Source organism: Aeromicrobium duanguangcaii, from assembly GCF_024508295.1.
GTDB classification, from domain to species: domain Bacteria; phylum Actinomycetota; class Actinomycetes; order Propionibacteriales; family Nocardioidaceae; genus Aeromicrobium; species Aeromicrobium duanguangcaii.
Window position 1 is genome coordinate 1337988 of sequence record NZ_CP101990.1, and the last position, 22222, is coordinate 1360209.

Consider the following 22222-nt stretch of genomic DNA (forward strand, 5'->3'; position numbering starts at 1 on the left):
AGTACGGACGGGATGTCCCGCTGCCCTACGTCTTCGAGGTTGACCAGGTCTCATGCCCGAGGTGCAAGTTGGACGCGGTCGTGGAGGCGTGCGCGTCCTGCCACTCGGTGGTTCCCGACGAGTGGCGCCGTCCCGACACCACCGTCACCTGCGTCGCCATGGCTGGCGCACGGAGTTCGGGGAAGAGCATCTACCTCGGGGTTCTGCGCCAGCAGCTCGCGCTGTGGGTGGAAGAGACTCATGGGACGCATCTGGAACTCCTGGGCGATAGCGAGCGCCACTATTGGCAGCGCTACGGGGCCCCGTTGTTCGACGAGGGGGTGATTCTCGGCGCCACAGCCGAGATCGCAGCCGATCCCGACGGATACCGGCCACTGATCTTCCGGTTCGTCGACGCTGCCGGTCGGAGCCAAATCCTGGTGGTCCGCGACGTCGCCGGTGAGGACCTCGAGGACTTGGTGCGGCGTCGGTCGGCCCTTGAGTTCGTCAAGCGCGCGGATGCGGTGGTTGCGCTGATCGATCCGTTGAAGATGGACAGGCTGCGGGAGTCGCTGCACGGGATCATTCAGCCCGGCGACCTCGGGGGGGACGGTGTCGAGGTCGTCCTCCAGGTTTTGAACCTCCTCACCGACGACGGCCGCCTGCCCGTCCCCGAGGGCAAGCGGGTGGCTGTCGCTGTATCCAAGCTCGACATTTTGCAGCAGATCAGGGACGTCGAGGGTGCGCCCTTGCGACGCGTGATGGTGCGCGCAGGCTCGCCCTTGCAGCGCGATCCGTCGATGCGCACGGCCGGCTTCGACCGGCGTGACGCGGACTTGGTCGACGCCGAGGTTGACTCGCTCTTGGTCGAGCTCGTCGGTCCGAAACTCAGGAATCTGCTTCGTCAGAAGGACGTGGACCATCGTTACTTTGCGGTCTCCGCACTCGGTGCCCACCCTGAGGGCCAGAGTCTTAATTCAGCGGGAATCGCACCGTTCCGAGTGCTCGACCCGGTGAAGTGGATCCTTTCGTGAGCGGCGTACGAGAGTCAGGCTGCAGCATCGACGTGGCCGAGGAACAGGACGCGCTCGTCGCAGACGTCGAGTGGAGCCTGCCCGGCGGCGTGGCCGCGCTGTATGTCATGTGCACGGACGCCGGCGGGGCGGTTTCGAGCGCATCAGATGTGGTCTTCAGGAAGACGCCTCGGCTGACCGGGGACGGCGTGGTGCTCCGTCACGAAAGTACCCCCGAAGGAAGGACCAAGGCGCAGGTTCAGGTCTGCTTCGAACTGCTGGACCCAAACGTGGGTCGGTTGGAGTTCGTGCTTTCTGCCGGTAGGAGCTCGGTGCTCACGGGACTGCAGGACCTCACCGTGGCGATGTGGAATCCCCGCGACGGCGCGTCCGTGGAGACCTGGACCCTGCCGAGCCCCAAGCTGGCGAAGCGGGTGGAACTCGGTCGCCTCGAACGTCGAGAGAGCGGCTGGACCGTCACGATGAATCCGGTACCGAACGAGTTCGACTTCAACCAGCTCTTCCAAGAGCGGTATGAGGCGCCTTCCTGACGCTCAACGAGTGCAATGCTTCTCGGCCACGCGGCCGAGGGCCCCGTGGTCGGCGGAGGTTATCGGGAGTCCCCAGCGCAGGGACGTCCGGACGTAGCGAATCCCGTATTCGCATCTGAAGGCGCGGTTCGGGGGGAGCCAGTCGCCAGGTGTGGAGTCACGCTTGTCCTGATTGGCATCGCCATCGACGGCCAGCAGTTCATCCTTCACGTCGTTCGCGAAAGCCTCGCGGCGCTCGCGCGGCCACGAGGCTGCGCCGAGATCCCAGGCCGCTGCCAAGGGGATCAGATGGTCGATCTGGACAGCCAGGCTCGATCCCCAGCCACGTTCGAACGCGATGCTACGGCCGGTGTAGGGGTCGTGAAGCGTGCCGCGGCGAACGACGCAGTCGTTCGTCCCGGGATCGATGACGACCTCGGTGAGGTCGCGGCGCAGCACGTCGTTGCGCGTGTCGCATCCGTTGTGTCCCATGGTCGCGTCGGTCGCGTCGTTCCATTCGGTTCCGAAGACGCAGCCGTCTCCCGGAGAGCAGCTGCGGTCGTAGCCGGGAGGGTTGGGACGCGATGCGACCACCTTGACCTTCTTGAGGAGCTGAAGCAGCCTGTCGCGTTCGCTCCTCGGCGTTGTGGACGGCGTGATTGGCGAGGGAGTGGCCGCCGGAGTCGGTGACGTGGTCGGCGACTCGCTCGGTACGACGGAGGTCGTCGGTTGCGTGGTTTCCGGATCTCCGGCGGATTCGGTGGGGCCCGTCGCTTGAGCCGCTTGTAAGGTCGTTGCGTCGTCCTCTGCCGCGTCGAGGCCAGCAGCGAGAGTGTGTCCCGAGAGCAGGATCAGCGCGACGATGCTCGCCGCGCGAAAGGCGATCCCGTGTGGTGCCGAACGTATGACTCTCACCTCAATTGTGAAGAACGGGCCCGCTGGGGTGCGTGTGCCGAATAACGTGGCACGGATACTCGCGAGCGTTGTCCCATGTTACGGATGCGGCGACTGGCCCGAGGCATGCCCGAGAAATACGACCGCAGGAGGATATCGGTGTCTGACGAGCGCACCACGTGTGCCGAGAGTCTCGAGCGATTGGCGGCGGACCCGCGTTTCGACACTCGAGCCGACGACCTCCGCTCGCTGGCCGCAGCGGTCCGTGACCAAGGGGACGGAACGTGGACGGGCATCGATTTGGTCGGCGCCTTCCCGCCCGAGGCCTCGATCAACGTCACCAAAATGCACTGGTGGGAGCGGATCGTCGGCATCGCGGCCGGCGCCTCGGTCTTCCTGCCCGTGGCATGGACGTGGTGGAGCATCTATCGCGCTTCGGAGGCCTACCGCGAACTCCTCGATGCAGGCGACGAGAAGGGCCGCACGTTTCTTGGGATGTGGACGACCGGCTTCGACGGACGAGTGGGCGCTTGGCACGAATTCGGCGCGACCGCGATGGTCTCCTTCGGGCTGGTTACGCTCGCTGTGTTGTTGGTCGTGCTCAACCGTTGGGTCTCCGACCACTACATGTTCAAGGAGGAGAGCTCAGGCGGCGCGGCGCGGCGAGAGCTCGTGGCGGTACTCGGTCGGGCCCAGCGATTCCTGAACGAGCGTCGGACGGACGATCCGCGCTTCCTCGAGGCAGCGCTGAAGCGTTCAGTGGCAGAGTTGAACGAGGCGCACGGTGCCACCCGTGAGGGAGTGGAGGAGCTCCGCCAGGCGACGACCGAAGCAGTCACGCGGTTCGAAGGCGCGGCCAACAAGATCCTCGAGGATCTGCGTCCCCTGCTCCAGTCTGCGGACTCGGCCAGTCGCACCTTCGCGGAGTCGGCAGAATCCGCCGCCGGACTTCAGGAGAAGGTCCTCACTAGCGCCCAGAACTTCGACGAGACGCTGCGTGGTGCGCTGACCTCGTTCCAGGACACCGTGTCGTCCAGCACTACGGCCTTGTCTGACAGCAGCCGAACAGCGGCGACGACTCTCACTTCGGGCGTGTCGGCAGCCGTGGATGGGCTCACTGACGGGGTCAAGCGGATCGAAGCAGCACAGCGAAGCACCGAGTCGTGGCTCGTGGAGGGCGTCGGGACGCAGGCCCGGGCCACGGAGGCTGCGCAGCGCGCCGCTGCGGACCTGAGCCGGATTCTCGAGGCGCACCAGTCCGCACTCCAGGGTCAGAGTTCGGACCTCAGCCGCGCCGCCGACCTCGCTGGACAACTGCTCGACGAACTCCGTTCCGCGGGCGTTGTTCGGTGAGGGTCAGCGCATCGCTGAGCAACGGTCGCCGCGGCCGGCTGCGTTCGACCGAGTCGCTGGCTGGTTGGGTGTTCGCCGACATGCTCCTGGTGCTCTTCCTGATCGGATTGGGGACCGCCGTCGCCGTCGATCCGCCGGAGCCCGAGCCCGAGCCTGAACCGGTGATGATCGTCGGCATGAAGACCGATCCGATCAGCATCTCAATCGCTGTGCCGGCGGATGGTCTGGTCGCGGGCGCGGCGGATGCCAAGGCGAAGGCGCAGAAGGCCGTGGCCAAGGCGATCCGGCGTTACGACAAGAACGGTAACGAAGCCGCGTTGGTGTTGATCTTCGGTGGTGCCGAGACGGCAGGACCGGGCCAGGAGGTCGCCAAGGCCCTACGCCCTCGACTCACGAAGGCATCGCCCGATCTGTTTCCACGCAAGGCACCGAGTCGCTTCTTCTGGGATGGGAGTCTCCCGTACGGAAAGGTCCGGCTCGAGGTGTTCCTGTTCGCCAAGGAGGAGACGAAGCAACCGTGATGACGTGGTGGAACTCCGTGACCTGCTGGCTCGCGGCGCCGTGGTTGGCCGTCGCGCGCGGGTGGTGGCTGCTGGGCGGATTCGTGGTGCTCCTCGCGCTTCTCGGGACGTATCTGTGGAGCAGACGACGGAAGCTGCGTCGTTTGAGGGACCAAGCCGCCGTCAGGGCGGTGCGCGCCGCAGCCGAGGCCGAGCGGGAGCACTTTCGCAGCCTGCCGCGGTCAAGCGTAGATTTCGGCTTCGCCGTCGACGAGTCGCCCGTTGATGACGGAAGAACGGTTGCTCTGACACCGGAACAGGAGGCGTTCGTTCGTCAGCAACTCGCGATCGGGAACGAGCGCGTCGACGCTCGCTCGTGCGAAGGCGGCACCGTGCTTCGTGCCGAGGGAGGGCGAGAAGCCCTCGTCCTCGACGTGCCGGTCAGGCGTCGCGCCGCGCGGGCGGGGTCCGTGGTCGACCGCCGCCCTCCGGTGCGAGGCTCGGGGGACGTACGTATCGACCTTCGGTGGCCCGACGAGGTGTTGATCGACGAGTACGGTGACGTCAAGGGGTACTTCGCTCCGGCGCTCGAAGACACCTTCCTCGCGCGCAGTGGAGTGAGCGAAGACCCGACTCCTCGCACGCTGGAGGAGTTGATCTCCGGTGAGGACCCTGTGCTCACGCCGTTCCGGCGGGTCGAGATCGCCCGTTCAGTGTGCGGGTGGCTGCTCGCCCAGCACCGCGTCGGCCTCATCAACGCGCAGGTGGACCCGAGGTATCTGCTCGTGGACGAGTCCGTGACTCGTGTGACTCCGGTGCACTACCGCGGACTTCGCCTGTTCGGTTCCGGCGGTTGGTCTCAAGCTGGCGGAGGAAGTCACGCTGATGACCGAGCGGGCTTCGCTCGGTTGGCGTGGCGACTGCTGTGGCCCCGGGGGACGGACCCCCGAGCATGGCTTGACGCGGACAGCGCGATCGAAGGGCTCGACGACGTCCGCAGCGACCGCGTTCGTTTCCTCCTGCGACGGGGCCTTGGTCCCGCTGCTGCTGCGCCAACGATGGAGGAGTGGGCCGCGGCGCTGTGAGCCGTGCCAGATCGCGACCGACCCGTTGTCGCGACAGGTCATCGAGCCAGCCGGTTGATGTCGTCGTAGACGAGCTCGCCGAGCAGCGTCACGAGCTTGGCCTTGAAGACATCGTCGCTGAAAAACATGTCGGTCATCTTCGAGTGCGCGTCGCTGGCGTCGAGGACTGCGCCGTGGACGGCGTCGGACAGATCCGGGGACTCCACAAACTGCTTCGACGTGTTGGCTACGGCCTGGGACCGGACGGTGTCGCTCTCTCCGAGCACGGTGACGAGTCCTTCGACCCAGGAGCGTTGCTGGCCGGGAGTGAAGTCTTCCCCGTCGAAGAGCGCGTTGACCTTGGCCAGCACCTCTTCCAGAAGCACCATGTGCGGGTCGCGGGACTGGCCCGAGCCGGTGGCCTTCATCGGCTTGAGGGGGACGACGTCGCCGGAGCCGAGGTCGAGGGTCTGGTCCTTGGCGCGGGCCTGCTTGATGTGGGTGAGCTCGACCGACGAGAGGTCGATGATGTCGGAGGCCTCGGGCCGGATGAGTCGCCCCTTGAGCAGGCGAAGGAAGCGGGCGAGCTTCTCCAGGGAGGGGTCCTCGTAGTTCACGATCTGCGACAAGAAGTCGTAGAGGCGTACATAGGAGCCGACGTCCTTGCGGAACAGTTCGAGCTCGTCCAGGCGGGCCTTATCGGCTGCGGCCTGGGCCGCGCGCCAGGCGTCCGCGAAGCGTGCGGCCGCCGAACCCAGAGGTGCAGAGACCGCGCCGTGGTTGCCGTTGAGGTATGCGGTGGCGAACGCGTCGACCTCGCCGGGGGTGTATATGCCGGCGTGGTCGAGTTTGGCGCGCAGGTCGTGGACCTGGTCGGGGTCGGTGGTGCCGTCGATCTCGGCGTCCTTGTAGTAGGGCAGGAACGCTTCGAGGATCTCTGCGGGTTCGTTGACGAAGTCGACGACGTACGTGGTGTCCTTGCCCGCCGAGGGATAGGTCCGGTTGAGCCGCGAGAGGGTTTGTACGGCGGAGACGCCGTCGAGGCGTTTGTCGACGTACATGGTGCAGAGCAGTGGCTGGTCGAAGCCGGTCTGGTACTTGTTGGCCACGATCAGGACCTGAAAGTCGTTGCTGCCGAGTGCGGTGGGGATGGTGCGACCGCGCAGGCCCTTGTTGAGGTTGGTCTCTGAGTACGGGGGCTCGACTCCAGCGAACAATACCCCTGGCACCTGCTCGGCGGTCATCGTGCCGGAGAAGGCCACCAGCGTCGCGACGTCGGTGTAGCCCGACTTCTTGATGTAGGCATCGATCGCGTCCTTGTAGCGGATCGCGTGCTCACGCGAAGACGTCACGACCATGGCCTTGGCGTGCCCGTCGAGCAGGTGCCGCACGTTGGTGCGGTAGTGCTCGACGATGATCTGCACCTTCTGCGCGATGTTGGTCGGGTGCAGCGACACCCAGCGCATCAGGTGCGTGGTCGCCTCGGACTCGTCGACCAGCTTCACGGCTTTCAGGTGCCGCTCGCCGGCTGACTTCTTGACCTGTTGGGCGATCTGGAAAGCGGTGTCGTAGCTGGTGTAGTTGCGCAGCACGTCGAGGATGTACCCCTCCTCGATGGCCTGCTGCATCGTGTAGACGTGGAACGGCCGAGGGCTTCCGCCGCCGTCGGAGCGACCGAAGAGTTCCAGCGTCTTGGACTTCGGGGTCGCGGTGAATGCGAAGAAGGACAGGTCCTTCGACTCCGCCCGTTCGGCCATTTCGGCGGCGAGGACGGCTTCGACGTCGATCTCTCCGCCGTCGTCGAGTTCGGCGGCTTCTTCGGCGGTGAGCACGGCCCGCAGTTTCTGGGACGTACGCCCGGTCTGCGAGGAGTGCGCCTCGTCGGCGATGATCGCGAACTTCCTACCTGACAGGCCGGCGTCCTCCCGGATCGCCTTGAGCGCGTGCGGGAAGGTCTGCATCGTCACGATCACGATCAACTTGCCCGACAACAACTCATCAGCCAACAGCGCGGACTTCGACTTCGCGCCAGCTTTGCGGGCTTCATCGATGTTGATCTGCGAGACCGTGCCGCTGGTGCCCTCGATCTGCTTGATCGCCTTCTGCAGCTGGTCATCGAGTACGGTGCGGTCGGTGACCACGATGACCGAGTCGAAGACCTTCTCGTTGTTCTCGTCGTGCAGGGTCGCGAGTCCGTGCGCGGTCCAGGCGATGGAGTTGGTCTTGCCGGAGCCGGCGGAGTGCTGGACCAGGTAGTTGTGTCCGGGCCCTTCGTCGGCGACGGTCTGCAACGTCTTGGAGACCAGGTCCCACTGATGGAAGCGGGGGAAGAGCAGGATGCTCTTCTTCTCCTGGGCACCGGTGATCGGGTCGGTCTCGACGCGCTCTTCGAGGTGCATCATCTTGCCGAGGATGTGCAGCCACGCCTCAGGTTGGAGGACGCGCTCCCACAGGTACGCCGACGCGGCCTTGCCGGGGATCTGCGGGTTGCCTGCCCCAGCGTCACGACCCACGTTGAACGGCAGGAAGAATGTCTTTGCACCCGCCAACCGGGTGGTCATCGCGACCTCTTCGTTGGAGACCGCGAAGTGCACCAGGCACCGGTTCCCGAACCCGAGTAACGGCTCACCCGCGGGCTGCCGGTTGTCGCGGTACTGCTTCTTGGCGTGCTCGATCGACTGGGTGTTGTCGGTCTTGAGCTCCAACGTCGCCACCGGCAGACCATTGACGAAGAGCACCAGGTCGATGCTGTTGGTGTTCTTCGTGGAGTAGTAGACCTGCCGCATCACCCGAAGGCGCATCGCGCCATGGCGCGCGGTTACGGCGGGGTTGAGCGTGGTGACGGGTTTGAACTCGGCCATCTTGAATTTCGCCGGGGTCTTGTCGAACCCCTTGCGCAGCACGTTGAGAGTGCCGCCGCCGGACCCGAGCGGCAGGTCGAGGACCTTCACCAACCGATCGAGCAGCGAGTCGACAGCCTTCGCCTGTTCCGTCGCCGACATCTCCGGCTTCACAACCTTGCCGTACGCCTCGGGCTGGGTCTCCTGCAACCAGGCGAGCACGTCGGGGACGAAGAGGGCACGCGTCTTGTCGTAACCCGGGCGCTCCATCTCGGAGGTGTAGATCCAGCCGGACGCGTGCAGCGCTTCGCAGATCTCGTCCTCGTACGCCTTCTCGAGTTCAACGGTCACGGAGTGTCCCCTACCTCTTGCATGAGCGCGTCGAAGTCGATGGCATCGAGTGCGGTACGCACCTGGTCCTGCTGAGCGATCAGCCATTCGTTGACCGCCGGCCACTGGGACTCGTCAGGCATGTCTGGGAAAGGCGACCACACGGTGAGGCGCGTCGCCTTGCGACCGCGCATCGGGTCCCACTCGACGTCACTGCCGAGCAGGTCGACAACCTCGCTGGCACGCGACTCCAGTGCCCGGTACCGCGCCATGTTCAATTCGCCGTCCGACGACCCGAAATAGACCTGGAGGCTCAATCCACGCTTCTGGAAGTACATGGTGAGATTGGCGTTGCGCACGGAGGTGCGGGTGTCCATCCATCCCGAACGTGAGGTGATTCCGCGGGGCACCCACGTAGCCCCGGTCGCACGAGCACTGATGAGGAACTGCTCCCAGTACGCCGTGTAGAAGGCTGCCTTCTCCGCCTCGGCAGGGCTGACTTTGGCGCTCTGACGGATGGCCTTCTCCCAGTCGTTGGGACGTGCCACCAGCTCGAAGTTAGGGGCAATCGCCGAGTCTCCGATGCGGACCACGTTGATCACGACACCGAAGATGCGGGTGTTCTCGTCGGTGCGTTCATTGAGCCAGTCGATGGCGGCCCGGTGTTCGGGGCGGAAGCCGGTGGTGATCCATACGATCGTCGTGGGATCGGTCCCGGCGGCATACGTGATGATCTGGCCAAGGTGGGTGTGATCGGAGAGCTCCAACTGGTTCTCGACGATCACCCGCTCCCCGGTGGACTCGTCCCGACCGATCAGGTCGAGGCTGAAGTTGCCGACGGGATGCTCAGCAGCCTCCAGGACGAGATCCATGCCGAGCAGGTCGCTGAGTACGTCGACGTTGGCCAGCAGCCACGGCGTGAAGTCGAGCGCTTCATGGGGCCACACGTCACGAGCCTTCACAGGCTCCAACCGACCAAGGGATACGGTCATGACGCCTCCGGGATCTCGATCTGGCCAGTGACTGCTGCGGTGATGAGAGCAGAGCGGCGCTCGCGGGCGAGCCCGATTAAGAGTTCGGCCTCTGCGATCAGTTGGTCGATCTTCGCGGTCTGGTCGTCGAGCAGCTCCACGATGCGCCGTTGTTCCTCAAGCGAGGGGTACGCCACTTCCAGACCCCGGATATCGTCAAGCGCGAGCTGGACCTTCGTTCCTCCCGCTGCGCCAGCGTTTAGTTGGTGTTGGCCGTTGGTCGCCAACATCGACCATCCGACGAAGTGGGGTTCCAGACGTGCCGAGTCCATTCGGCACAGAGCGACGTGCTGGCTGACGTAGCCACCCGCCCAAGCGGCATCGACGACCGCAACAGAGCCGAGGTAGGCAGTGATGGAGAAGAGCAGGTCGTGCAACTGCAGCTTGGTACGTTCCCCCTCGGTAACACCCTCGGGCAGCGAGATCCGCTGGACTTGCCCCCGCAGCGCCAAGGACCTGCGCGGCAGGTTGCCGATGCGGAGGAAACGGGCCCCGGCATCGGCGTAATAGTCACCCCATCCGCGAGAGCCGCTGGTCAGGAACGTGATGGCCCTTCGCAACTGACCCCGAGGCGCCTCAACCGAATCGAAAACGGAGTCGATCACCGCCTGTCGGCGCTCGCGAAGCAGTTCGATGAGACGCTCCTGCTCGGCGATGAGGTTGTCGATCTGGGCGGTCTCGCGGTCGAGGTAGTCCGCGACCACAGCCTGAAGTGCAGAGGGGGGAGCAGGGATCCACAGGTCCCCAACCTGCCTGGCATTGAGATTGGCCTGAGTGTTCGTACGCACGTCCATCAGCAGGTCCGGTCTCATCGCCTCTAGGGCATACCGAAGAAAGCGTCGCTCAAAGTGCGCTGGGTCTGGCGTGAGGCCCAAGATCGCTTGGCTCCACGTCGCGTCAGAGTCGAGAAACGCTACCTCTCCCACGCTGGCGTACATCGCGAGGAGGAGCGTCCCCGGGTGCCCGACGGGCATTCGTCGCTCACGTACCACTCGGGTCGAGATTGCACGCTGGGTGGTCGTCACGGTGACCCGACGACTCATGTCGCTGATGGACACGAAAGGTACGACGTCGTCGGCGTCAGGCGCTGCCCAGAAGGACGCATCGGATGTGGGGGGCGTTGAACCTGCTGCGAGGGAGCAGCCCCACTTGAGCCGCCGGCGTTCCCAAACGTTCTCTCCGCTCACGCCTCCACCTCGCGCAACAACTCCAGGATCTTCGCGACCTGCTTCTCGAGGTCCGCGTCGATCTCGGCCAGAGGGCGCGGGGGGACGTACGTGTAGAAATGTCGGGTGAAGGGGATCTCGTAGCCGACCTTGGTCTTCTTCACATCCACCCAGGAGTCCGGTACATGCGGCAGCACCTCGACCCCCATGTAGGCCTTGATGGTCACCTCGCGTCCGGCATCCCCGAGGGTGTTGCCGTCGTAGGTGAACGGCACGTTCTCGGTGTCGCGGAGTTTCGCGTCGGGCTTGGGGATGCCCTTCCGGTCGGTGACCGGTTGGCCGTCCTCGTCGAGCAGAGGCCGCTCCACGGTGATGGTCCAGTAGCCGAACTCGTCGGTGCGGAAGATCTTCGACTTCGCGCTCTGGCCGTGGGCGGCGTACAGCTTCACCAGTTCGTCGCGCTGTTCCTTGGTGATCTCGCGGCGCTTCGAGCCGAGGCTCTTGCGCATTTTCACGAAGAAGTCGGTGCCGTCGATCAACTGCACCTGGCCGACTCGTTCGGCAGGCTTGTTGTTGTCGAGGATCCAGATGTAGGTGGCGATGCCGGTGTTGTAGAACATCTCGGTCGGCAGCGCCACGATCGCGTCGACCAGATCGGATTCGAGCAGCCAACGTCGGATGTTCGAAGGCCCCGACTCGGCGCCACCGTTGAAGAGCGGGGAGCCGTTGAGGACGATCCCGGCGCGGCCGCCACCGTCCTTGACGGGGCGCATCTTCGCGATCAGGTGCTGCAGGAAGAGCATCTGGCCGTCCGAGACCGCAGGGAGACCGGCATGAAAGCGAGACGCGTCACCGAGGTCCTGCACCTCCGCCTTGACCTTCGCCTGGGCGCCCTTCCAATCGACGCCGTACGGCGGATTTGAAAGGCAGTAGTCGAAGGACTGACCCGCGAAGAGGTCATCGGTAAGGGTGTCGCCGCGCTTGATGTTCTCCGCGTCCTGGCCCTTGGCGATCATGTCCGACTTCGCGATCGCATAGGACTGCGGGTTGATCTCCTGGCCGTAGAGTCGCAGCCGCGCCTGGGAGTTGAGCGATTTCAGGTGTTCGTCAGCGATCGACAACATGCCGCCCGTGCCGGCCGTGGGGTCGTACACCGTGCGTACGACACCGGCGCCAGCGAGCGCGTCGTCGTCACCGGCGAAGAGCAGGTCGACCAGCAGCCGGATCGCGTCGCGCGGGGTGAAGTGCTCACCCGCGGTCTCGTTGGATGCATCAGCGAACTTGCGGATGAGCTCCTCGAAGAGGTCACCCATCGCGGCGTTGTCAACGGTGGTTGGTGACAGGTCGACTTTGGCGAAGGCCTGGACCACGATCAGGAGACGGTCCTTGTCGGCCAGGTCGTGGATCGTCTGGTCGAACTTGAACTCGGCGAAGACGTCGATGTTCTTCGAGAAGCTCGAGATGTAGTCGATGAGGTTGTCGGCCAGATTGTCCGGGTCGCCGAGCAGCTTGAAGATTGTCCACTGCGAAGTGTTGTAGAACCCCAGCCCGAGCTGCTGCTTGATCCGCGCCGACGCCACGTCAGGGACCGGATTGGCCGCGACCAACTGCGCGACCTCATCGCGGGTCGGGACCAAGATCGCGTCGAGGCGCCGCAGGATAGTCATCGGCAGGATGACGTCGCCGTACTGGTGGGGCTTGTACGGACCCCGCAGGGCGTCAGCGATGCCCCAGACGAAGTTGCCCAAGGTGCTCATGAGATTCAGATCCCCGTTTCCGTGAGGGTGTTCAGCTTCGCTGAGTCTGGCAGCAATGGACATCGAACTTTCGTCGAACCCCCGAGGTCACGGGGGCTCGGGTCCCCAGAGGATGTCTCGATCGTCGCCTCGCGGGTGATCAGCCGCGGTACCGCTGGTGATCGCGTTGCTGGTGGTCTCGTCGAGCGCACCGCATCTCCGAAGGCGGAGCTGGAGGAGCCCAGCAAGCGCTGATCTGACTGCGGGTGCAATCGCGGTGGAGTGACGCACTAATCGCGGCTGAGCGGCAGTCGGGCGTCGCGGCGCAGTGCGCAGTGCGTTCACTCATCGTCCCTGTCAGCACCGCGAACGATGCCGTCCTGGCCGAAGGCAGACGGGTACCATCAGGTCATTTGCCTGTGCTTCAGGGTTCGAAAGGCACGAAGCAACAAATTTCGTGGTTGGACTTGAGATAGTGCAAGCGTGAGCGAATCGGTTGAGGAGATTTATCTCTGGGAGGATGCGGAGGAACTGGCGGCATTGCACATGAGACGAGTCCTTGGTTTCCGTGACGCGAAACGGATGCCCGACGGGGCTGACGGGGGTATCGACGTCCGGTCCGAGCGCGCCATCGCGCAGGTGAAGTTTCTCGCGACGCCAGTGGGACGTCCGGACATCCAACGGCTCGCGGGTGTGTTCGCAGGCGGCGAGCGCCGAGTCTTCTATTCGTTTAGCGGTTACTCGAAGCAAGCCACCGAAGAAGCAGAGCACTTGAAGATGGCGCTGTTCTCGTTCGACCGCAAGCGCAACGTCGAACCTGTGAACAAGACTGCGAATGACCTGGTGAAGGCGAACGCAGCACATGCGCTCCCGCTGGTGGAGAACACCCACTCCAAGGAGTGGGGGTGGGCGACCCTGTGGTTTGTGAGCGCGTTCGTCGTCGGCATCGGGTCAGGTTTCTCGGAGGGCTGGCTTGAGACGTCGACAGCGGTGGTCAACAACTTCGTGCTGATGCTGATAGGTCTTGTCGGGGCGCCGCTCTGTGCCCGGCGGTACTTCGACGCCATCGACTGATTGGGATATGGGGCCACCTCGCGGCGTATTTCGGCTGTCACGAGGACGGGGGAGAACCACGTTTTTCGTGTATGAATGGCGGGAACCGTCCTCCATCGCTACCGCCGCGGGTCCGCGGAGACCCGCTAGGGCATCGGTCGTAGCCGTAAGCATCCAAGCGCGCCGAGAAACCCGGGGATTCCCCCCCCGGGATCACCGCCGACCACACCATGCACCTGGTCGGCTTGAGCTTTCAGCAGGACCGCCGTGCAAACCCCCACCCTTGGACGTGGGAGATGCCCGCGCTCGTCGTGTGTCTGGCGGTGCTGGGCGGCGTCATCGTCGTCCACGTCGCCAGGTCCTTCGCCAACTTGGTGGCCGGGGGTGCATGGGAGTTCACTCCACGAGCTGAGTTGTTCAGTGCTCTGCCGGGCCTGCTCGGAGGGGACTCGGGAGCCGGGCTTGCTCTTCGCCCGGAGCGGGCTTCGGCCCGGACTCTGTACAGCGCGATCTTCGTCTTCGAGACATTCGCGTTTCTCTGGTGGGTGTGGCTTCTTCGCCGGCGGACGCGTCGTTGGGGCGCGGGGCGCGTCCAAGGAAATGGCAGACGGGGGTCGACCATGTCGGGGGTGATGGCGGTGAGGTCCACGTCGGAGAAGGTAGGCAGGATGTGTGCATCCAGCAGCGCGCGGTAGCCGGTCACTGGAGACCGACGAGATCGCCAGACAGGTGCTGCGGGATGTCAGTCTGACGAAGCTAGTGCTGTTTCAGGCGCCCTTCGAGGTTGGCCCGGTCATCGACCACGTCGAGCACGCCGTGCCATTCAAGACCGACGGGAAGTTCGCGCGAATCACCGCGTCCTTCGGCGAAGAGAGAAAGCCCCTATGGCTCGACCAAGTTCGCGGACGGTGTGCGCCAGCCGGAAATAGCCGTAGAGCCAGGAAGCGCCCGTGCGCGATTCGGCTACTGATGCCTGCCGGCGAGGGTGGAGAGACGGCGGGCGATTTCTTGGTCGCGTTCTTCGGCGGTGTGTTGGTAGCGCAGGGCTGCGCTGGCGGTGGAGTGGCCGAGTCGGTTCATGAGTTCGGCGAGGGTTGCGCCGGATTGGGCGGCGAGGACGGCGCCGGTGTGGCGGAGGTCGTGCCAACGTAGGTCGGGGCGTCCGGCTTTGTCGCGGGCGCGGTAGTAGACCTTGTACAGACTCGAGGGAGTCATGTGTGAGACACCGTCAGCAGCAGGAAACAGCAGTCCTTCGCGCGGCCGTGGACGCGTTCGTTGATGTGTTCGGCGAGCAGCGGCACCAAATGGGGCGGGATCGCGACGTCGCGGACGCCGGCATCGGACTTGGGGGTGCCGATGATGGTCTCCCCGGCAATCCGAGTCACCCCGCGGCGGACGTGAATGACGCCGTTGGCCAGGTCGATGTCCTTGCGACGCAACTCGGTGATCTCCCCGAACCGCAGCGCGCACCAGGACGCCAGCAGGACCATCGGCTGATACCGCGGCGGCAGGGCTCGCGGTGATGACTTCGAGTTCGGTCAAGGTGGCGGGCCGGATCTTGCGGACACGTTTGGAGTTCCCGGCGCCGCGGATGTGACACGGGTTGATGTCGATCTTGCGGTCGTCGACCGCGGTGCCCAAGATCGTCCGCAGGAGCCCGTAGGCGTGGGCGCGTTGGGTGGGTCGGTCGGTGCCGAGGCTGGCGTGCCAGGCCCGGATCATGGCGGGGGAGATGTCGGTCAGTCGGACGGCACCGAACGTGGGGAGCAGTTGTTTGGACAGGAGGCTGGCGTAGTGGGCGCGGGTGCGGGGTTTGAGGTCCCGCTCGGTCAGCCAGGTCTGGGCGTAGGTGGCGAAGAGGGCTTCGTCGCGTTCGACGACTTCGATCTGGTCACGGACTGCCGGGGGAGTCCACATGTTCGTGTCGACGAGCCGGCGTTCGATCGCGAGCCACGCTTCGGCATCTAGGCTGGTCGGAAAGGTCGCCGGAGCGACATGACGGGCCATGTCCGGCCCGGTGTACGAGGCCTGGAACCGCTTGGACGGGAGGCGACGGATGGCACCGAACCCACGTCGACGCCGTCGAGTCGAAGTAGCCATGCGAACTGAACCCCCGGAACCCTGTGGTCGTGCAATAAACGTGCAATAAGAGAGTACGTTCCAGTCCACTTGTGTCCACGAAAGTCACGGAAGACGGTTCCATTATGAGCTGGGATAACAACAAAAAATGCCGTCGTTCCAGTCGGAGGCGCTAACGGCGGCGATCAGGTTCGAACCCAGTATCGCCCACCCGAGACAAGCCTTGGAATCCCAACGATTCCGGGGCTTTCGTCATGTCGCGCGCAGATCCGATGCAGCGGTGATGTCGGGGACCACCGCGAGACGGTTGACGGTGGCCGGAACCTATGATCACTGCATGAGCGCGCATCTCGTGGCGAAGGACCTCGCGGGCGGGCACGCTCACCGCATCCTGTTCGAATCCCTCGACCTGACCGTCGCGCCCGGCGACGTGGTGGGCGTGGTCGGTGCCAACGGTGCCGGGAAGACCACGTTGCTGCGCATTCTGGCCGGCGACCTGGATCCGATCGAGGGCTCGGTGTCGACCGCACCCGCCGACGCCTTCGTCGGATGGCTCCCGCAGGAGCACGACCGGGTCGAGGGCGAGACCGTCGCCCAGTACGTGGCACGCCGCACGGGTGCCGCCGCAGCGAGTGCCGCGATGGAGCGGGCGGCCGAGGCGTTCGGCGAGGACGACCCCGAGGGGCTGGCCGGCGACGCCTATGCGCAGAGCCTCGACCACTGGCTGGCCAGCGGGGCCCCGGACCTGGACGACCGGCTGCCGCCGATGATCGCCGATCTGGGTCTGGACGTGGGCCCTGACGCGCTGATGACGTCACTGTCCGGCGGACAGGCCGCCCGAGCCGCGTTGGCCGCGCTGCTGCTCAGCCGCTTCGACGTCGTGCTGCTGGACGAACCCACCAACGACCTCGACCTCGCGGGACTGGAGCGGCTCGAGGCCTTCGTGCGAGGGGCCCGCGCGGGGATCGTGCTGGTCTCGCACGACCGCGAGTTCCTCTCCCGGGTGGTGACGCGCGTCGTCGAGCTGGACCTGGCCCAGCAGCAGGTGTCGGTCTATGACGGCGGCTACGACGCCTTCCTGGAGGAGCGGGCCATCGCGCGTCGGCACGCCCGGGAGACGTACGAGGAGTTCGCCGACACCAAGGCCGACCTGGTCCGTCGCGCACGCACCCAGCGCGAGTGGAGCTCGCAAGGCGTCCGCAACGCCATCAGGAAGGCGCCCGACAACGACAAGATCCGCCGCAAGGCCAGCGCCGAGTCCTCGGAGAAGCAGGCGCAGAAGGTCCGGCAGATGGAGTCGCGGATCGCCCGTCTGGACGAGGTGGCCGAGCCCCGGAAGGAATGGGCGCTGCAGTTCACGATCGGCAGCGCCCCACGCCCCAGTTCGGTGCTCGCGACCCTCGACGAGGCCACCGCGAGACTCGGCGGGTTCACCTTCGGTCCCGCCTCACTCCAGGTCAATGCCGGGGACCGGATCGGTGTCACCGGTCCCAACGGCGCCGGCAAGACGACCCTGCTGCGGCTTCTCCTCGGTCGGCTCGCGCCGGACAGCGGACGGGCGAGCCTGGGCGCCACGGTCGCCATCGGCGAGATCGACCAGGCCCGCACCGGACTGGCCGAGGACCTCCCATTGGGCACCGCGTTCGAGGTGGTCGTTCCAGAGATGGCCCCGGCCGACGTCCGGATGCTGCTGGCGAAGTTCGGTCTGCGGGCCGAGCAGGTCACGAGCCTGGTGGGCCGGCTCTCGCCGGGTGAGCGGACGCGTGCCGCGATGGCGTTGCTCCAGGCGCGCGGTGTCAGCCTGCTGGTCCTCGACGAGCCCACCAACCACCTCGACCTGCCGGCGATCGAGCAGCTCGAGGAGGCCCTCGAGTCCTACGACGGCGCCCTGTTGCTCGTCTCGCACGACCGCCGGCTGCTGGACAACGTCCGGCTCGACCAGCGCTGGCACGTGGACCACGGCCAGGTCACCGTGGTCCACGCGGGCTGAGCCCTCGGGCCGCTCAGCCGAAGAGTGCCCGCTCGACGGTGCCGAGCCGCACTCGCTGAGGGTGGTCGCCGACCGGGAGGTAGGCGATCTCCTTCTTCGTCTTCACGTCCAGGACGGCGACGGAGTCGGAGTCCGACAGCGAGATCCAGCACGTGTCGCCCAGGCCCTCGGTCGTCCAGTAGGGCTTCAGGTAGCTGTGTCCCGTGGTGGTGCTGTCGAAGAACGTGGCGGCACCGGTGGCCCGGTCGACGAGCGCGGCATAGTCGTCCATCGTGCCGGCGGCGCACAGGGTCGTGCCGGACTCGTCGATGGACAGGCCGTGGTGCGCGGAGTCGTTGACGTAGTCGGTGATGGGCATCTTCGGCACGCGGTTGGGCAGGGGGATCAGCCGCGTCACGGCGCCGGTGCGGGGCTCGGCGATCTTGCCGGTGGAGTAGTCGACCTTGCCGTTGATGTCCGCGGCCTGCGTGTCGAACTCGACGATCCCGTGGTACCAGGAGACCTGGAAGTAGATGAAGCGCTCACCAGGGGCGATCGCCATGGGGCGCACGGCCGAGCTCATCTTGGGGTGACCCGCCTCCGCGAGCTCCTTGCCCATGTCCCAGCGCTTGTCGATCCCGAAGTCGTCGTTGCGCACGATCTCGAACCAGCGGTCGCCCTTGGTCCAGTCACCGCCGGGACCGTCGAAGGACGTGTAGGCCGAACCGATCGACGCGTGGTAGATGCGCTGGCCGTCGTCGGAATAGTTGTTCTCGTGCGGGGTGTCGCCCGACTCGAACGTGCGCAGGCGATCGCCCATCTTGACGGCCTTGCCGTCGGGCAGGGTCTGGTCGACCATGGCGAACTCGATGACCTGGCGCTCCACCGAGTCGCTGACCAGGAGGCGCTTGCCGTCGGGGGAGAGGCCCGCGTGATCGCTGCGGTACCCGTCCATCGGCTGCTCGGCGACGATGGAGTTCGGGTCGCCGGCGATGGCCTTGGCGATGTCGATCCACACGACGTCGGCGAAGCTCGGACGGGACACGGCCAGGAATCGGCCGTCCTGGGTGCTGAACATGTCGTCGACGAACTGGTCGTGGCCCTGGCCGGGCCCCAGCCGGACGGCCGTGAAGGTGATCAGGCGCAGCGGGTTGCGCGTGATGTCGCGCATCTCCTGGGCCTTGTCCGGGATCAGGTTGATGCCGGACTTGAGGACCTCGGGGTTGCGGGCGTCCACGATCGACGCGGTGCCGGCCCAGTTGTTGCCCACGAACATGACGTCGCGCAGCGAGTCGGGGGTCGCGGGGGCGGCACCCGTGGCCGCCGCGGACGGAATCAGGGCAGCGGCGGTGACGGCGCCGGCGACGAGCGCGGCGCGGCGCAGGATGCGTGGATGCAAGGTCATGGGGACACCATGCACCCGGGGTAACTCCGAGTGACACCCCCGTCTCACGCCTTGGTGATCTGGGTCACACTCCCGGCGGGGATCAGTCGTGCGCGGCGAACCTGTAGCCGATGCCCGGCTCGGTGACGAAGAGCCGCGGATGGGCCGGATCGGCCTCGAGCTTGCGGCGGATGCTGGCCAGGTGGACGCGCAGGTAGTTGGTCTGGCGCTCGTAGCCCGGCCCCCACACAGCGAGCAAGAGCTCGCCCTGGCGCACCAGGCGCCCCTGCTTGCGGGCGAGGGCCGCGACGATCTTCCACTCGATGGGAGTCAGGTGGATCTCCTCGCCACCTCGCACGGCCCGCCAGTCTCCGAGGTCCAGGTCGAGGTCACCGATCCGGATCGGCAGCCCGGGCTCCTCGGCTCCGGCGCGGCGCGCCGCCACGCGGATGCGGGCGAACAGCTCCTCGAGCGAGAACGGCTTGGTGACGAAGTCGTCGGCGCCCAGGTCGAGCGCCTCGACCTTGTCGTCCGGCTCGCTGCGTGCCGACACCACGATGACGGGCACCTGCGAGAACGAGCGCAGCTGCTTGAGCACGCTGATCCCGTCGATATCGGGCAGGCCGAGGTCCAGGAGCACGACGTCGGGCATGCGCTCATCGATGATCTGCAGCGCGGACCGTCCGTCGCCGGCCGTCTCGACCTCGTGGTCTCGCGCCCGCAGGTTGATCGCCAGGGTGCGGCAGATGGCGGGGTCGTCGTCGACGACCAGCACGAAGGTCATGGCAGTTCCTGCGCTCGGGGGAGGTCGATGACGAAGGTGAGTCCGCCTCCCGGGGTGTCCTCGGTCCTGATGCTGCCACCCATCGCCTCGGTCAGTCCTCGCGCCACGGCGAGACCGAGTCCCACCCCGTCCTGGCCGGGGACGTCGCCGAGGCGTTGGAACGGGGCGAACAGTCGATCCTGGTCGTGGTCGGCGACGCCGGGTCCGTGGTCCGAGATCCGCACGAACACCCGGTCCTCCGCGGCGACGCCGTCGACCCGGACCGCGGCGTCGGCCGGGGTGTACTTCAGAGCGTTCTCGCAGATGTTCGCGAGGACCCGATCGAGCAGGCCCGGGTCGGCCAGGGCGTAGAGCTCGGGCTCGAGGTCCACGGCGATCCGCTCGCTCCCGGGGAGGTGGGTCAGCGCGTCGCCGACGGCGTGGTCGAGGTTCACCTCGGTGGGGTGGGCGGTCACGGCTCCGGTGTGGATGCGGCTCATGTCGAGCAGGTTCGTCACCAGGGCGGTGAGCCGGTCGGTGGAGTCCTCGATGTTGCCGAGGAGCTCGGTCCGGTCCTCGGTGGAGAGGGCGAGGTCCGGGTTCCGCAGGGTCGACACGGACGCCTTGGCCGCGGCCAGGGGCGAGCGCAGGTCGTGCGAGACGGCCGCCAGCAGGGCGGTGCGGGTCCGGTCGGCCTCACTCAGGCGCAACCGCTCGACCTCGGCGGCCCGGGCCCGCCGGCGCTCGGTCATGACCTTCGCGTACGCGGCGAAGGCGTTGAGCAGGCTGCGCTCGGAGGCTGTGTGGCGGCCGCCGCGCAGGACCAGCGTGGTCTCGTCGTCGATCACGGTCGACATGTCCGCGGCGTCGGCCGTCGCGGGGGCGTCGCCGATGCTCGCGATCGGCTCGGCTCGGCCGGCGTCGGTGCGCCGCACGATGGCCGCCCCGTCGGCGCCGAACAGCTCGCACGCCGATCCGAGCAATCCGGTCAGGTCGTCGCTGGAGTTGAGCAGGCTGTGGGCCAGCACGGTCAGGGCGTCGGCCTCCGCGCGTGCCTTGCGCGCCTCGCTCGCGCGGCGGGCCGAGTGGTCGACGACGGTCGCCACGGCGATGCCCACGGCGACGAAGAGCACGAGGGCGACGACGTTGCCCGACTCGGCGATGGTGAGCCGGAACAGCGGCGGAGTGAAGAGCAGGTTCAGCAGCAGCCCCGACGTCAGCGCCGCCACGACGGCCGGGACGAGTCCGCCGATCAGGGCCGTCGCCACCACGACGGCCATCAGCGCCATCGACTCCGAGGGGAGGCCGTGCAGGTCCTCGGTGGACCTCATCGCCAGGCTCAGCAAGGTCGGGCCGAGCAGGGCGAAGACGAATCCGGCGACGCGACGGCGCGTGCTCAGGGTCGGCCGGCGTGCGGCGGGTCCGGCACCGCGCTGTCGTGCGTAGTCGTGGGTGACGATGTGGACGTCCACGTCGCCCGAAGTGGCGATGAGCCGCTCGCCGAGTCCGGGTCGCACCAGGGTCGCGATGCGGCTGCGCCGGCTGGCGCCGATGAGGACCTGGTTGGCGTTCTCGGCCCGCGCGAACTCCAGGATCGCCTCGGCCGGGTCGTCGCCCACGAGGGTGTGGAAGGTGCCGTCCAGCTCCTCGGCCTTCGTGCGCAGCGCCTCGAGCCGGTCCGGGCCGACGCTGCTGAGTCCGTCGGGGCGGGTGACGTACAGCGCGAGCCACTCGCCGCCGGCGCGGCGGGACGCGATGCGGGCGGCGCGCCGCATGACCGTCAGCGACTCCGGGCCGCCGGACACCGCCGCGACGATGCGCTCGCGCGTCGCCCACGTGCCGGTGATCTCGTGCTGGTCGCGGTAGCGCTCCATCCCCTCATCCACCTGGTCCGCCAGCCACAGCAGCGCCAGTTCCCTCAGTGCGGTGAGGTTCCCCTCGCGGAAGTAGTTCGACAGTGCCGCGTCGACCTTGTCCGCCGGGTAGACGTTGCCGTGCGCCATCCGCCGGCGCAGGGCCTGGGCGCTCATGTCGACCAGCTCGATCTGGTCGGCCCCGCGGACCACCTCGTCGGGCACGGTCTCTCGCTGGCGGACCCCGGTGATCGAGGCGGCCACGTCGTTCAGGGACTCCAGGTGCTGGACGTTGACCGTCGTGACGACCTCGATCCCGGCGTCCCGCAACGCCTCCACGTCCTGCCACCGCTTCTCGTGCCGGCTGCCCGGGACGTTCGTGTGGGCCAGCTCGTCGACCAGCACGACCTCGGGCCGGCGGGCCAGGATCGCGGCGAGATCCATCTCGGTCTGGTCGGTCCCGCGGTAGGTGACACTCGCCCGGGGCACGACCTCCAGGTCCCCGAGGAGCTCGGCCGTCCGCGATCGCCCGTGCGTCTCGACGTAGCCGATGACGACGTCGGTGCCCCGCTGCCGGCGCCGGCTTCCCTCGTCGAGCATCGCGTAGGTCTTGCCCACTCCGGGGGCCGCGCCGAGGTACACCCGCAACCGGCCTCGGTCCGCTGAACCTGTCACGGCCCCCAGT

At 66.6% G+C, this 22222-nt stretch carries 17 protein-coding genes and 1 pseudogene; 7 read left to right on the top strand and 11 right to left on the bottom strand.

Going from position 1 to position 22222, the window contains the following annotated elements:
- The first annotated feature begins 68 nt into the window (after positions 1–68).
- Positions 69–1013: a hypothetical protein gene (locus NP095_RS06710; protein WP_232416748.1), complete on the top strand. Its 945-nt coding sequence runs from the start codon at positions 69–71 to the stop codon at positions 1011–1013.
- A gap of 32 nt (positions 1014–1045) precedes the next feature.
- Positions 1046–1543, top strand: coding sequence for a hypothetical protein (locus NP095_RS06715; RefSeq protein WP_256766128.1), 498 nt, complete (start codon positions 1046–1048; stop codon positions 1541–1543).
- Positions 1544–1546: 3 nt separating this feature from the next.
- On the opposite strand, the gene NP095_RS06720 is transcribed toward NP095_RS06715, so the two are convergent.
- Positions 1547–2437, bottom strand: a complete 891-nt coding sequence (locus tag NP095_RS06720; RefSeq protein WP_232416746.1) for an HNH endonuclease family protein — start codon at positions 2435–2437, stop codon at positions 1547–1549.
- Between the two features lie 138 nt (positions 2438–2575).
- On the opposite strand from NP095_RS06720, the gene NP095_RS06725 reads away from it, so the two are divergent.
- Genes NP095_RS06725 through NP095_RS06735 form a run of 3 tightly spaced genes read left to right on the top strand, consistent with a single transcriptional unit; the run spans position 2576 to position 5354 of the window.
- On the top strand, positions 2576–3769 hold the full coding sequence (locus NP095_RS06725; protein WP_232416745.1) for a hypothetical protein: 1194 nt from the start codon (positions 2576–2578) through the stop codon (positions 3767–3769).
- The gene (locus NP095_RS06730) at positions 3766–4290 is read left to right on the top strand and encodes a hypothetical protein (RefSeq protein WP_232416744.1); all 525 of its coding nucleotides are present in this window, start codon (positions 3766–3768) and stop codon (positions 4288–4290) included. Before NP095_RS06725 ends, NP095_RS06730 begins: the two co-directional genes overlap by 4 nt.
- A complete protein-coding gene (locus tag NP095_RS06735) occupies positions 4287–5354 on the top strand; it encodes a hypothetical protein (protein WP_256766129.1) in 1068 nt (355 codons plus the stop codon). Before NP095_RS06730 ends, NP095_RS06735 begins: the two co-directional genes overlap by 4 nt.
- Before the next feature lie 38 nt (positions 5355–5392).
- Here the strand turns inward: NP095_RS06735 and NP095_RS06740 are convergent, their stop codons facing one another.
- Genes NP095_RS06740 through NP095_RS06755 form a run of 4 tightly spaced genes read right to left on the bottom strand, consistent with a single transcriptional unit; the run spans position 5393 to position 12457 of the window.
- Positions 5393–8524, bottom strand: a complete 3132-nt coding sequence (locus NP095_RS06740) for a type I restriction endonuclease subunit R (RefSeq protein ID WP_232416742.1) — start codon at positions 8522–8524, stop codon at positions 5393–5395.
- A complete protein-coding gene (locus tag NP095_RS06745; RefSeq protein ID WP_232416741.1) occupies positions 8521–9450 on the bottom strand; it encodes a DUF4268 domain-containing protein in 930 nt (309 codons plus the stop codon). The genes NP095_RS06740 and NP095_RS06745 overlap by 4 nt, the downstream gene beginning before the upstream one ends.
- Positions 9451–9491: 41 nt before the next feature.
- A complete protein-coding gene (locus NP095_RS06750) occupies positions 9492–10721 on the bottom strand; it encodes a restriction endonuclease subunit S (protein ID WP_256766130.1) in 1230 nt (409 codons plus the stop codon).
- Positions 10718–12457 carry an N-6 DNA methylase gene (locus NP095_RS06755; protein WP_232416739.1) on the bottom strand — a complete coding sequence of 580 codons (1740 nt, stop codon included), beginning with the start codon at positions 12455–12457 and terminating at the stop codon, positions 10718–10720. The genes NP095_RS06750 and NP095_RS06755 overlap by 4 nt, the downstream gene beginning before the upstream one ends.
- 462 nt (positions 12458–12919) lie before the next feature.
- On the opposite strand from NP095_RS06755, the gene NP095_RS06760 reads away from it, so the two are divergent.
- Positions 12920–13510: a restriction endonuclease gene (locus NP095_RS06760; RefSeq protein WP_232416738.1), complete on the top strand. Its 591-nt coding sequence runs from the start codon at positions 12920–12922 to the stop codon at positions 13508–13510.
- Between the two features lie 942 nt (positions 13511–14452).
- Here NP095_RS06760 and NP095_RS15310 read toward each other — a convergent pair.
- From NP095_RS15310 to NP095_RS15315, 3 genes and pseudogenes are all read right to left on the bottom strand, one after another.
- Positions 14453–14737, bottom strand: coding sequence for a tyrosine-type recombinase/integrase (locus NP095_RS15310; RefSeq protein ID WP_404801106.1), 285 nt, complete (start codon positions 14735–14737; stop codon positions 14453–14455).
- Positions 14701–14979: a site-specific integrase gene (locus tag NP095_RS06770; RefSeq protein WP_232416736.1), complete on the bottom strand. Its 279-nt coding sequence runs from the start codon at positions 14977–14979 to the stop codon at positions 14701–14703. Before NP095_RS06770 ends, NP095_RS15310 begins: the two co-directional genes overlap by 37 nt.
- 217 nt (positions 14980–15196) lie before the next feature.
- Positions 15197–15589, bottom strand: a pseudogene (locus NP095_RS15315) (tyrosine-type recombinase/integrase); the annotation flags it as partial.
- A 316-nt stretch (positions 15590–15905) separates the two neighbouring features.
- Between NP095_RS15315 and NP095_RS06775 the strand changes: the two are divergent.
- A complete protein-coding gene (locus tag NP095_RS06775) occupies positions 15906–17558 on the top strand; it encodes an ABC-F family ATP-binding cassette domain-containing protein (protein WP_232416735.1) in 1653 nt (550 codons plus the stop codon).
- A gap of 13 nt (positions 17559–17571) precedes the next feature.
- Here NP095_RS06775 and NP095_RS06780 read toward each other — a convergent pair whose 3' ends face one another.
- The 3 genes from NP095_RS06780 to NP095_RS06790 form a co-directional block, all read right to left on the bottom strand.
- Positions 17572–18942, bottom strand: coding sequence for a serine/threonine protein kinase (locus tag NP095_RS06780; protein WP_232416734.1), 1371 nt, complete (start codon positions 18940–18942; stop codon positions 17572–17574).
- Positions 18943–19024: 82 nt separating this feature from the next.
- Entirely contained in the window at positions 19025–19705 is a 681-nt protein-coding gene (locus NP095_RS06785; RefSeq protein WP_232416733.1) for a response regulator transcription factor, read from the bottom strand.
- Complete coding sequence (locus tag NP095_RS06790) at positions 19702–22212, bottom strand: ATP-binding protein (protein ID WP_232416732.1); 2511 nt, start codon at positions 22210–22212, stop codon at positions 19702–19704. Before NP095_RS06790 ends, NP095_RS06785 begins: the two co-directional genes overlap by 4 nt.
- Positions 22213–22222 lie beyond the last annotated feature (10 nt).

Excerpts from the sequence above, each read along its gene's own strand:
- NP095_RS06785 (WP_232416733.1), bottom strand. The coding sequence starts at position 19,705 with ATGACCTTCGTGCTGGTCGTCGACGACGACCCCGCCATCTGCCGCACC.
- NP095_RS06755 (WP_232416739.1), bottom strand. The coding sequence starts at position 12,457 with ATGAGCACCTTGGGCAACTTCGTCTGGGGCATCGCTGACGCCCTGCGG.
- NP095_RS06770 (WP_232416736.1), bottom strand. The coding sequence starts at position 14,979 with ATGGTCCTGCTGGCGTCCTGGTGCGCGCTGCGGTTCGGGGAGATCACC.
- NP095_RS06780 (WP_232416734.1), bottom strand. The coding sequence starts at position 18,942 with ATGACCTTGCATCCACGCATCCTGCGCCGCGCCGCGCTCGTCGCCGGC.
- NP095_RS06775 (WP_232416735.1), top strand. The coding sequence starts at position 15,906 with ATGAGCGCGCATCTCGTGGCGAAGGACCTCGCGGGCGGGCACGCTCAC.